The following is a 12,650-nucleotide window of genomic DNA, read 5'->3' as shown; positions in this document are numbered from 1 at the left end:
CTCAAGTAGAGCACCACATCTTACCGATGAAGCGAGAGCGAGCGTATCCAAGATGCGTTAAACCAAAACCTAGCAAATATCCCAAGAAAAAATGCCAGTCAGTTGTTAACTGACTGGCATTAAGCTAAAGCTCGCTTTTTTACTTTTTATCTTTTGATGAGTTTTACAAACTAGCTGAATTAACAACTTAGCCGTTAATTCGTTTTTCTGCCGCCGCTTTTAATCCTGGAGAAGTTATCGTTGCTAAGATATCTTGAACCTCATTTTTAGGTAACTTATTAATGATAAACTCACCGGTTGCATTAGCATTAGCATCCGAAGCAAAGGCAACTAAGTTTTTACCATTGCACTGAATACCACTGAAAATTTTACGTATTTGCATGCGGTTAGTTTTTAAAAATGAGCGCATGCGGTTTTTATCATCTGCAGCGACGTAATCACACATGTTTTGAGCGATATTGGATGCGTTAACTTCTGGCGCTTGCACGAGCGAAACCAATACAACGCCACTTAATACAACTGACAATAAGCCTTTCATTTCTTTACCCCATATAGTTTATTAGTATGCAACTGTAGAGAAACGGATAGGCGGCGCATTGCCTTTTATCAGTGATTAAGCTGAGGTAGCGCCACTATCATAGGCTTTAGCCCTTAGACTGGTCGCTTTGCGCAGTACTCTTTAAAGCACCTTGCCGTTTCTAGCTGGCGCGATTATATAGGCATTTACAATACTGTCAATATAAATCAATAATTTCAACAACTTGAGTTAAAGTATTGTTAACTGATTATTATTTATATTAACAATTAAATCAACTGAGCAATCGCTAGACTCTTCGCCTTAACATGATAAAATTTACTTAACGATGACCTTCTAGGATTTTAATGTGGAAACTCCTACGCTTGAAGTAGAGCTAGATGCCCAACCTATCGAACTGTGTAAGCTATTAAAAGTTGTTGATTTAGTCAGTGGTGGTGGAGAAGCTAAGCTGGTTATCAGCGAAGGTTATGTTTATCTTAATGGTCAATTAGAAACACAGAAACGTAAAAAAATTTATCATAATGATATCGTCACCTTTAATGGTGAAACGATTTTAGTTATTTGCCACGCTCCTGTGACGTCGAAAGAAAAGTCTCAGCTTGATAACGCTACTCAAAAAGAAAAATCCGCTAAGAAACTAAACAAACCTGCACCGAGCCGAAGCAAGAGAAAGCTAAAGGACCAACAAAACAATATTTCCTCTGGTAAACGACGCCCTATCAATTTTTAAACAAAAAATACCTAAAAGTTAATTGTCACTTTTTAGTGTCTATACTCTTAGGTATGGAAACACAAAACCAACTTTGTCAGTATCATGATCCTAAAGGGCTAAAATGCAGAGAACCTGCTGGCCAGAATGGACTGTGCTATTGGCATGATCCTCATCAAAGTAAAAAAGGTCAAGATGTAAAAGAGCGGCTTGAACTTTATGTTCGCGCGGGTGGATTAACGCGTGGCATCATATTAAAGTATGCAAACTTAGCACAAGTTGACTTAGTAAATCATCATCAAAATTGCGGTTTTGATTTTAGTTATGCTGACTTTTATCGAGCCAATTTAACTGGTGCTCACCTTTTTAATATTCAAATAGATCATGGCAGTTTAATGAAAGCTGACTTACGTCACGCGAAATTAAACTGTGCAAGTTTATTGTCTACCAACCTGCTTGGCGTTAAATGGCAAGGGTGTAAAATTGAAAACATCAAACTTGGCAAAAAATTAAAGCAAGAGGTAGACGCAAGAACGGCATTTAAACAAGGGCATTCGCAAAAAGCACTGGATTATCTCGAACAGGCAGAAGAAGTTTATCGTGATTTACGCAAGCATTCCGAACAAGAAGGGTTATTTGCTTTATCGGGTCAGCTCATTCAACGAGAGTTAACTGTGCGCAGAAAGCAAATGCCTCGATACAGTTTTCGTCGTTTAGGCTCTAAAATTATCGATCTATTTTGCGGGTATGGCGAAGCGCCATTAAGAATCGTTGGCATTTCTCTGATGTTTATATTTTTATGTGCCCTGCTCTACGCCTATACTGGCTTAAACTATCAAGGGAAGGTTCTCAGCTACGATGCAGCGGCAAGTTTAACCGAAAATTTTTCTCTGTTTCTTTCTTGTCTTTATTACTCAGTGGTCACTTTTACCACATTAGGTTACGGTGACTTTACTCCTGTTGGAATATCCAGAGCTATTGCCGCCATAGAAGCATTTACGGGAAGCTTTACTATCGCGCTATTTGTTGTCGTTTTTGTAAAGAAAATGACGCGATAACCACTTTTATGCTTTTGCACCTTCCAATGCCCTGCTAGAATAACCGCCACAAAAATTTTAACTGACGTTACTAATGGAATATTACCTTCATGCGTACTAGCCAATATTTACTTTCAACCCTTAAAGAAACACCTGCCAATGCAGAAGTGATCAGTCATCAACTCATGTTACGTGCTGGTTTAGTACGTCATGTTGCTTCAGGACTATACACTTGGCTACCCACAGGGTTAAAGGTGCTTAAAAAAGTTGAAAACATCGTTCGTGAAGAGATGGAAAAAGCTGGTGCTATTGAAGTGTTGATGCCTATGGTACAACCGGCAGACTTATGGGAAGAGTCAGGCCGTTGGGATGACTATGGCCCAGAACTATTGCGATTAAATGATCGCCACCAGCGTCCGTTTGTTCTTGGACCAACTCACGAAGAGGTGATCACTAAACTGATCAGTAATGAAGTTAGCAGTTATAAGCAATTGCCATTGAATCTATTTCAAATTCAAACCAAGTTTAGAGATGAAATTAGACCACGCTTCGGTGTTATGCGTGGTCGTGAATTCTTAATGAAAGATGCATACTCGTTTCATTTAAGCGCTGAATGTTTGCAAGAAACTTATCAAAAAATGTATGACGCTTACTGTAATATTTTTGAACGTCTAGGACTGGATTATCGCCCAGTGATAGCTGATACGGGCTCTATTGGTGGCGACGCTTCTCACGAGTTTCATGTCTTAGCTGACTCTGGTGAAGATGATATCGCGTTTAGTGATCAAAGTGACTTTGCCGCCAATGTTGAAAAAGCCGAAGCGTTAGCGCCACAAGGAGAACGTCCTGCTTCAACTCAAACAATTGCAAAGGTACCAACTCCTAACGTAAGAACCATAGAAGAAGTAGCTAACTTTCTAAATGTTGATGTCAAGCAAACCGTTAAAACATTGTTAGTTCAAGGGGATACTGAAGAGGCTCCAGTAGTAGCGCTTGTACTAAGAGGAGACCATCAGCTTAATGACATCAAAGCAGAAAAGCTTGACGGTGTTTTTTCTCCATTGACTTTCGCAACTGACGAACAAATTTTATCTGCCGCTAACTGTCAGGCTGGCTCTATTGGCCCTGTCGGATTGACTATTCCAGTGATCGTTGATCGAAGTGCCGCACACTTAGCGGATTTCATCTGTGGTGCCAACGAGGATGATCATCATTTCACTGGCGTCAATTGGGATGTCGATGTTAGCAACTTCCTTATTGAAGATATTCGTAATGTCGTTGAAGGAGATCCTAGCCCATGCGGTAAAGGTCAAATCGTTATTAAACGCGGCATCGAAGTTGGTCATATTTTTCAGTTAGGTAAGAAATATGCCCAAGCAATGAACTGCGGAGTATTAACTGAAGCTGGCAAAAATGAAATTTTAACCATGGGTTGTTACGGTATTGGTGTGTCACGAATTGTTGCTGCCGCAATTGAGCAAAATCATGACGAAAATGGCATCAAGTGGCCAAGTGCAATCGCACCATTTCAAGTTGCTATCGTACCAATGAATATGCATAAATCAGCACGCGTGCAAGAAACCGCAACCGCATTATATCAAACCTTGCAAAATGCAGGTATCGATGTTGTTTTTGATGACAGAAAAGAGCGTCCAGGTGTGATGTTTGCCGATCATGAACTCTTGGGTACACCGCTATTTTTAGTCGTTGGTGAACGAAACCTTGATAACCGAGAAATCGAAGTAAAAAATCGCATAACAGGCGAAAAATCAATGATTGCCATTGATAAGGTGCTATCACTGTTTGATAAATAAATGTATCTTAGCCTTTAAACATAAATGCCCCTCTTACAGGGGCATTTTTTAATTTACGGTCTGATAAAGCGGCAGTGCATCAAGGCGCTGATCAATATCGGTAATCACCTTTTTATAATATTCACTGTCAATATCTTTAAACCGCTGTTGAAAATGCTTTGCTGTCAAACCTTCAGGCAAATCTTCCATTGAAGGTAACAAACTTTGTTCATCGGTTAACTGACTTAAGAGACTGATTATCTTCAACGCAGATCGCTGAGAAACAATAGCTTGTTGAGCTAAACGCGTTCCGGCGCGATCGGCAAGTAAATCAACAAAAGAAAAGCCACTTCCGCCACGGTTACTATCAAGCAGTTCTTTAAACTCCCCGACTGCATCACTAGTCGTTACATTAGACAACAGCTGAATGCCAACCGAATAAAGAAAATGCTTTTGTAAATCTATGCGTCCGTATAAGGCTGCGCTGGCTTGGTATCGCCTTCTTAGTTGCAAAGAACTTTGAGATAATTTTGGTCGAAAGCCTGTTAATAATGAGAATTTTTCATCGCCAAAGTACAAGACTAGCGCTAGTAGTGCCGCTTGATTTTCAGCAACAAGATTCAAATTATCATATGATTCTGCGCGCTTAGCGACTTCAACAAATAACTGCTGGATAAAATCAGTCAATTTTGCATTAAAAGGGTTATTTTTAACATAACGTTCAATTATCCCGATATAAAAATAAACTTGTTCAGGGTTTTCAACATCAACAAATTTGTCCGCAAATAAACCAAATAAACCACCATTATCATTATTAAGAAATAAATCTTTTGGGAACGCCAAAGAAAGCCTCAATACCTTATCACTTACCTGTACCTTTTTAATTGCCGTTACGATGCGCTTGCCTAAATCAGGTTGAATAAAAAAGTCGATACAAAATTGCACAAGTTGTTTTGCAAAAGAACCACTTAACACTATCGGCCCTATCGTCAAGTTTTCGAACACTAACCCTTGATTCGAATCATTGATAGTACCAGTGACATTAACGTAGCGGTTGAGATATGGGACTTGCGCAGATAACGCCGAGTAAAAAGTATTATCCCGTAAAGCGAATTCACTCTTTACTTCAGGTAAAGCTCGATTAACAAGCGAAGAAATACCATTTAGTTCAGTTTGGGTAATGTAAACTTGCTGAGATGAGCTCGGGTGTTTAAAGGTTCTGGCTATTCGCTTTACCGCATAGCGACTATGCTTTGCCAAATTACTGTCTAATACAGCAACACGATTTACATAGGGTTCAGAGTCTGTGACCAATAGGATCATCAACAAGCCAATGGTAATGAAAAATAAAGCGCCATAAAGACAATATTTTAACAGCAACTTCAATGAATACTCTCAAGGTAATCGTTATTTTTGACTATTGTCTTTTTTAAGCAGGTAAAAGTGAAGCAGAAAATAATCATTATTGGGGCATTTAAGTGCTATCAATCGTAAGCGCATAGATCCCAATAGATTTTCCTATCAAAGTGTTTTGCCATACGTAAATTAAGCTCTTTAAAGGTCGACAATGATATGTCATTAGGGTTGATACACTGCCAAATAAATTGGTGACAATTGTTTTCAATTAAATGATAGTCGCGAAAAGTAAATATTTGTTTGATTGCTCGTTGAGCCGCGAGTTCATCGCACAAGGGTTGGTTGTGTGAGTCACACGCTATATAAATATGTTTACCTGAACGTTCTTGAGTAAAACGCCTAGGAGAAACTGCTTTAACAAGCCCTTCACCGTCCAGCTCAACGATTAAATTATCATCTATCCATATGCCGGTGTGATCTAAAATACCACCGATACCACAACAAACAAGTGCACCAACTTTTGGTTTTACGCTTACCTCAGTAGAAAACCAATCCGACGGATAAACAGCAATTGGTGACTCATGAGGCTTTAAATGTGATAAACGTTGCACTGAGGGAGAGCGAGTGCGACTTTGTTGTTGATTTTTACGGTCGTCGGCAGCAGCCTTTACAGCAAAAGCCGAAAGTGCCGCAGCACCTAACCAAAATAAAGGCAATGGCATATCTTTACCTCAAAAAAGAACATCTAATAACCAGAATAGTGTTTATTAGTACATTTGCTATAAAAAAAGTGCAAGTAACTGTTTCAATATAGTAAATAATTGGCTTTAATACCTTTACCACCAATTATTTACTATAGTTAGAATTTCATCATGAAAAGCGTTAACAAGTCCTCAAAATTAAACAATGTCTGCTACGAAATTAGAGGCCAAATTGCCGCTGAAGCTAAGCGCTTGGAAGATGAAGGACACAAGATATTAAAACTAAATATTGGTAATCCAGCACCATTTGGCTTTGAGGCACCAGATGACATTTTAAAAGATGTTATTCATAACTTGCCTAGCTCACAGGGTTACAGTGATTCAAAGGGAATTTACTCAGCTCGTGTCGCCGTTATGCAGTATTTTCAACAACAGGGTGTGTTAAACGTTAATGTTGATGATATTTATATCGGCAATGGGGTGAGCGAGTTAATCGTAATGGCAATGCAAGCTTTGCTCAATAACGATGATGAAGTACTAATTCCAGCTCCAGACTACCCCTTATGGACCGCAGCTGTCGCTCTTTCTGGTGGTAAGCCTATTCATTATCGCTGTGAAGAAGACAATGATTGGTTTCCTGATCTTGATGATATGGCAAAGAAAATCAATAAAAAAACTAAAGCCATCGTATTAATTAACCCAAATAACCCAACAGGAGCCGTCTACTCTAAAGAAGTGCTTGAAGGGATTATTGAACTCGCTCGCCAGCATAATCTGATCATTTTCAGCGACGAGATATACGACAAGATCCTTTATGATGGCGCTCAGCACATTCCTACCGCAAGATTAACGAGTGATGTTTTAGTGATCACCATGGGGGGGCTATCGAAAAACTATCGCATCGCTGGGTTTAGAGCAGGTTGGATGGTGTTAACCGGCCCTAAACATCACGCCCAAGATTATATTGAAGGATTAAATATACTCTCCTCAATGCGTCTTTGCGCAAACGTTCCCTGCCAGCATGCCATTCAAACCGCTCTGGGTGGATATCAGAGTATTAATGAGTTAATTAGTGAAAATGGTCGTTTACTTAAGCAACGTAACTTAGCTTATCAGATGATCAATAATATTGACGGTTTATCTTGTAAACCTGCGATGGGAGCACTGTATTTATTTGTTCGTGTCGACAGCAAAAAGTTTAATATCAAAGATGATGAACAAATGATCTTAGATTTGCTAAAACAAGAAAAAATCCTGCTTGTCCATGGCAGAGCGTTTAATATCAAAGAGCATAATTATTTTCGCTTAGTCTTTTTACCGCACGTCGATGAGTTAAAAATCGCTCTTGAACGGCTAAAACAATTTTTTGACCATTACCAGCAATAATAGGAGAACCAAACGATGTCGCAAACACAAAGCACGTTCTTAGCTTGGTTATTTCGTATGCCACTGATTAAACGCTGGGCACTGATGTTTTGTGTAAAACCTGAAAATGTCGCCGAACACTCTCATCAGGTTGCCATCGTTACCCACCTACTTGCGGTGATTAAAAACAAAAAGTTTGGTGGTTCGATCAACGCCGATCGAGCTGCAACCATCGCTCTATATCATGAAGCTTCTGAGACGCGTTATGGCGATATTGTCAGCCCAACGAAATATGCCAACCCTGAAATAGCAAGAGAGTTTAAAAAAATAGAAAGTTTAGCCGAGCAGGATTGTCTCGCATCTTTACCTGAAGAATTTCAAGAGGTGTTTTCTGATCTGATCGTGCAAGACAACGTTGAGCAAGAGTATAAAAAGATCGTTAAAGCTGCTGATATTTTAGTGGCGTATATTAAAGCGCTTGATGAACTTGCCCATCAAAACCACGAATTTGATCACGTAGAAGAGCGACTGAGTAAAAAACTCGACGAGCTTAAGGTAGATATGCCTGAAGTCGAATATTTCCTCAGTACCTTTTTATCAGCCTGCTCATTAACCGTCGATCACTTAAGTCAAAAGTCATAAATAATCAAGAAGCAAATGGATAAATCGTAGCAACTCACACCAATCATTTACTGGCCAATGTCATTGGCAAGGCAATAGCGTTGTCTGATGGCATGTCCTCTTATTGGATAGTTTGTGAAGACTATTTCGACCAATTGACGTTGATCTGATTGATCTCGTCATAACAAGTTAAAAACAAATCAACGAGTTTAGGATCAAATTTTATGCCTCGTTGCTCTTTGTAATAAGTTTTTATTTTATCATCAGGCCATGGGGCTTTATAACTGCGTTTTGATTTTAAACCATCAAAAACATCAGCGATTGCCAAAATTCGCGCTTCAAGTGGAATATCTTCTCCCGATAATCCATCAGGATAACCACTACCATCCCAGTTTTCATGGTGATGCTTTGCCATTTTCGCACCGAGTTTCGCTATATTAGCTTTCGATTGTGACAACAAATCACTGCCGACTTCGGCGTGTTTCTTCATCAATTGCCACTCTTGTTGATCAAGTGATTCACTTTTTTGAATAACGGCTTCAGGCACGATAATTTTGCCGATATCGTGCAGCGGTGCAGCTAACCTTATCGCTCGAATATGATCATTAGTCAGCGACATTTTTTCCGCTAAAAATTCACAAATTTTTGCAACACGATGTACATGCTGACCTGTTTCATGGCAACGCGCTTCTATCGCGTCTCCCACAATATAAAGTAATTCATTTTGCGTTCTTTCTATCTCATGTTGTTTGGTTAAACTTTCTAAAATCAAGGCGACGTTAGTGGCAAAAAGCTCGATAAGATTCGACCGAAAATGCTCTACGTCATCTTCAAACTCAATGTACAATACCGATGAAACATTACTTGCTGTTTCGTAATAACCGATATAACAATGCTCATCTGAATAGTGACTTTTACTATCAAAGGTATCTTTAATCAGCTTAATAATTGCTTTATCAATGTCAGAGGAATCCAAATCATCCGATTCAACAACATATTTACCGGTACAAGCTAAGATAAAATTATTATAATGTTGATCGAAATCGAGTTGACTTCGCGCGATATAAAGCGCCGAACTGTCAATATTCATCAAGGATAACAAACTGTTTAGTGCTGCCGAACCAAACGATTTAAACTGGTTAATTTGCAATAGATCTTGGGTAGAACGAATTAGCTGCTTGAATGAATCTAGGCTTCTTTGAATAGTGATTATATCTCGATACGCTCTAATCGACGCATAAACCGTAGTCGTCATTTTACTGGCGGTAAAATCGGTCTTTTCTTTATAGTCGTTAATGTCGAAATCTTTAATCACTTGCGCTTCGGGCGCTGTCCCCGCTTGCCCTGTTCTTAATACTAAACGCATCGCTTTATTTTTTAAGTCGTTGCGTATCCAATCCACCAACTCTAAGCCGGCATGATCAGTTTCCATCACCACATCGACAAAAGCCATACAAAAATCGTCATCATCTTTTAATATTGCTTGTGCCTCTTTAGAAGAAAATGCTGAAACAATTTCAAGGGTACGCCCTTCAATAATCGAATCGGCAAGCACTAAACGCGTGATCTGATGAACTGACTCATCATCATCTACCACTAAAATGCGCCACACTTTCTGGCAGACAGACGAATTTACACTGCTATCTTCTGGATCTTCTTCCTTAAAAACAAACATCGACATAACACATTAACTCTACAATACGTTAACACTAATTTCAGTGTAACCTACTATCGCTAATTTGCACAAAATTAGCAAAATAAATTAACTAAATTAGAGAATTACAAAAAATTCACAACAACAAAAACGTATCGACTAGATAAAAGTGAAATACGACTAACTTTAACAAATAGATAAAGGTCAACCTGCTTAATAAGATTAAGTTATAACTAAAACCAATTATTTTGTATTAAAAGGTTGACATAGTATGTTAAAAAACTTAACAATAGAGCCACATTATTAATTTTAGACAATATTCAAAATACGTGTTTAATCAAGTAGTCCTCAATGTCGTCCTCTCTGTCGTGGTGGTTATTAAACCAACGCGAGGATTACGTTTTGTCTAATTAAAAAAAATTAAGCAACAACTAAACCCTCGCTCTTAACAAGACCGAGGGTTTTTTAATGGGAAAATTTAGCAAACTTAGGGGTAAAGTCATGACAACAAATGCATACACCGGTGCAGAAATGGTAGTAAAAGCCTTAGCTGCACTAGATGTAAAATACATATTCGGTTATCCAGGGGGATCGGTCCTAGATATTTATGATGCTATTTTCGCCCAAGATGAATTTGAACATATTTTAGTAAGGCATGAACAAGCTGCAACACACATGGCTGATGGTTACGCAAGAGCTACAGGAGAAGTAGGTGTTATTTTAGCGACCTCAGGTCCTGGTGCTACCAACTGCGTTACCGGCATCGCGACGGCCTATATGGATTCAATACCAATGGTCGTACTATCTGGTCAAGTTCCAACAAATTTGATCGGAGATGATGCTTTCCAAGAAACGGATATCGTTGGTTGTTCACGCCCTATCGTAAAACATAGTTTCAATTGTCGACGTATTGAAGATATCCCCAACACTATCGCTAAAGCGTTCTATTTAGCAAAATCTGGGCGACCTGGGCCAGTTGTGATAGAACTACCTAAAGATATCCTCGTACCGCAAAACAAAGCACCTTTTCACATAAACACGGATATAAAACTTCGCTCATACAATCCAACAACTAAGGGACATTCTAAACAAATCAAAAAAGCAGTAAATGCGATTTGTAAAGCGAAGAAATTAGTGGTTTATTCTGGTGGTGGCATAGTCTTGGCAGATGCTTCAACCTTATTAACCCAGTTAGTTGAAATACTCAATGCACCGTGCACCAATACCTTAATGGGCTTAGGTGGAATTTCGGGTACACATGATAACTTTATCGGCATGCTCGGTATGCACGGCAGTGTTGCAGCCAACAAAGCCATGGCCAATGCTGATGTTATACTAGCGTTAGGAGCTCGTTTTGACGATCGTGTTACCAATAATGTCAAAAAGTTTTGTCCTGATGCCACCATTATTCATGTTGACGTTGATCCTACATCAATTTCTAAAACCATTAATGCCCATATCCCTGTTGTTGGTTTAGTAGATATCGTTATTAAACAATTACTAGATGAATTAACGCAACGAGAATTTAGTGTAGATAGCACAAGCAATGAACAATGGTGGCAAGAAATCAACCAGTGGAAAGCAAAAGCGGTAGGATATCAACAAGGTGACGGTAAAATAAAGCCTCAACGAGTTATTGAGAGCATGTATCGTATTACCAATGGTGAGGCGTACGTTTGTTCTGACGTTGGCCAGCATCAAATGTTCGCTGCACAATATTACCCATTTGCCAAACCTCGACAATGGATTAACTCTGGTGGACTAGGGACAATGGGCTTTGGCCTCCCCGCCGCCATGGGGGTTAAACTCGCTTATCCTGATAGCCATGTTATTTGTATTACCGGAGACGGCTCCATCCAAATGAATATTCAGGAGCTATCAACATGTTTACAATATAACCTCCCTGTGGTCATTATTTCATTAAACAATCGCTCATTGGGTATGGTTAGGCAATGGCAGGACATGATTTACGATGGTCGACATGCTTCATCTTACATGGAATCTTTGCCTGACTTTGTCAAACTTGCAGAAGCCTATGGTCATGTTGGCATCCAAATCAATCATTTAGAAGAGCTTGACGAAAAGCTAAGTCAAGCATTTAACATTAAAAATCGCCTAGTCTTTGTTGACGTTTTAGTTGATGAGTTAGAGCACGTTTACCCAATGCAAATTCGTCACGGAGCCGTTGATGATATGTGGATCAGTAAAGGAGAAAAAGCATAATGCGTCGTATATTAGCCATATTATTAGAAAACGAGCCAGGTTCGCTTTCTCGCATTGTCGGTCTTTTCTCTCAACGGGCGTTTAATATAGAAAGTTTAACGGTCGCACCGACAGAAGATGCCAGTATTTCAAGGATCACAATAACGACCATTGGTGATGATCGTGTCCTTGAGCAGATCGTAAAACAAGTCAATAAATTAATTGATGTTATTAAAATATCCGATATCACTGAACGTAAACACCTCGAGAGAGAAATTTTGCTCATTAAAGTATTAGCGATGAATGAAAAATCTCGAACAGAAGTAAAACGTATCGCCGACATTTTTAGAGGTGCGGTCGTTGATATTGGTAAACAAACCTACACCATTGAGTTAACAGGAGATGCTGATAAACTTAATGCCTTTATAGAAACCTTAGCTAACGAAACAGAAATTATTGAATCGGTTCGCTCTGGCACCGTCGGTATAGCGAGAGGTGAAAAAGCGCTGCGCGCATAAGGTTATTCTGTAACTAAAGCCAAGCCTACCGCTTAATGCCGATCAGTTAAGAAATATTTAATGATCCATTGACCGATCAACTGGTTAGTTTATAAAGGCTTCTGAATTTATTCAGGAGCCTTTTCTTTTGCAATTAACAACAGCACTTTCTCTTGC

The 12,650-nt window shown here is 39.2% G+C and carries 11 protein-coding genes and 1 riboswitch; of the genes, 7 read left to right on the top strand and 4 right to left on the bottom strand.

Going from position 1 to position 12,650, the window contains the following annotated elements; all coding sequences use genetic code 11:
* Positions 1 to 187: 187 nt before the first annotated feature.
* Positions 188 to 538, bottom strand: a complete 351-nt coding sequence (locus tag ACSLUH_RS18980; protein ID WP_448569952.1) for a DUF3718 domain-containing protein — start codon at positions 536 to 538, stop codon at positions 188 to 190.
* Between the two features lie 81 nt (positions 539 to 619).
* Positions 620 to 704: riboswitch (cyclic di-GMP riboswitch) on the bottom strand.
* A 180-nt stretch (positions 705 to 884) separates the two neighbouring features.
* Here ACSLUH_RS18980 and ACSLUH_RS18975 point away from each other — a divergent pair.
* From ACSLUH_RS18975 to ACSLUH_RS18965, 3 genes are all read left to right on the top strand, one after another.
* Entirely contained in the window at positions 885 to 1,268 is a 384-nt protein-coding gene (locus ACSLUH_RS18975) for an RNA-binding S4 domain-containing protein (protein ID WP_448569950.1), read from the top strand.
* Between the two features lie 53 nt (positions 1,269 to 1,321).
* Entirely contained in the window at positions 1,322 to 2,305 is a 984-nt protein-coding gene (locus ACSLUH_RS18970) for an ion channel (RefSeq protein WP_448569953.1), read from the top strand.
* A gap of 89 nt (positions 2,306 to 2,394) precedes the next feature.
* On the top strand, positions 2,395 to 4,098 hold the full coding sequence (locus ACSLUH_RS18965) for a proline--tRNA ligase (protein WP_448569948.1): 1,704 nt from the start codon (positions 2,395 to 2,397) through the stop codon (positions 4,096 to 4,098).
* A 48-nt stretch (positions 4,099 to 4,146) separates the two neighbouring features.
* Here ACSLUH_RS18965 and ACSLUH_RS18960 read toward each other — a convergent pair whose 3' ends face one another.
* Together ACSLUH_RS18960 and ACSLUH_RS18955 are read right to left on the bottom strand one after the other, a co-directional pair.
* A complete protein-coding gene (locus tag ACSLUH_RS18960; RefSeq protein WP_448569946.1) occupies positions 4,147 to 5,463 on the bottom strand; it encodes a hypothetical protein in 1,317 nt (438 codons plus the stop codon).
* Positions 5,464 to 5,561: 98 nt separating this feature from the next.
* Complete coding sequence (locus tag ACSLUH_RS18955; protein WP_448569944.1) at positions 5,562 to 6,155, bottom strand: hypothetical protein; 594 nt, start codon at positions 6,153 to 6,155, stop codon at positions 5,562 to 5,564.
* 150 nt (positions 6,156 to 6,305) lie between these two features.
* Here ACSLUH_RS18955 and ACSLUH_RS18950 point away from each other — a divergent pair, with 150 nt between their 5' ends.
* Both ACSLUH_RS18950 and yfbR read left to right on the top strand, forming a co-directional pair.
* Entirely contained in the window at positions 6,306 to 7,520 is a 1,215-nt protein-coding gene (locus tag ACSLUH_RS18950; RefSeq protein ID WP_448569942.1) for a pyridoxal phosphate-dependent aminotransferase, read from the top strand.
* A gap of 15 nt (positions 7,521 to 7,535) precedes the next feature.
* A complete protein-coding gene (gene yfbR / locus ACSLUH_RS18945) occupies positions 7,536 to 8,141 on the top strand; it encodes a 5'-deoxynucleotidase (protein ID WP_448569940.1) in 606 nt (201 codons plus the stop codon).
* 121 nt (positions 8,142 to 8,262) lie between these two features.
* On the opposite strand, the gene ACSLUH_RS18940 is transcribed toward yfbR, so the two are convergent.
* Entirely contained in the window at positions 8,263 to 9,801 is a 1,539-nt protein-coding gene (locus ACSLUH_RS18940) for an HD domain-containing phosphohydrolase (protein ID WP_448569938.1), read from the bottom strand.
* A gap of 474 nt (positions 9,802 to 10,275) precedes the next feature.
* On the opposite strand from ACSLUH_RS18940, the gene ACSLUH_RS18935 reads away from it, so the two are divergent.
* Together ACSLUH_RS18935 and ilvN are read left to right on the top strand one after the other, a co-directional pair.
* Entirely contained in the window at positions 10,276 to 11,997 is a 1,722-nt protein-coding gene (locus tag ACSLUH_RS18935; RefSeq protein ID WP_448569936.1) for an acetolactate synthase 3 large subunit, read from the top strand.
* On the top strand, positions 11,997 to 12,494 hold the full coding sequence (gene ilvN, locus ACSLUH_RS18930; protein ID WP_448569934.1) for an acetolactate synthase small subunit: 498 nt from the start codon (positions 11,997 to 11,999) through the stop codon (positions 12,492 to 12,494). The genes ACSLUH_RS18935 and ilvN overlap by 1 nt, the downstream gene beginning before the upstream one ends.
* Positions 12,495 to 12,650 lie beyond the last annotated feature (156 nt).

The sequence above is a fragment of the Thalassotalea ganghwensis genome, from assembly GCF_053485795.1.
The sequence above is the reverse complement of the archived record's forward strand: the minus strand, read 5'-3'. Positions and strand labels throughout refer to the sequence as shown.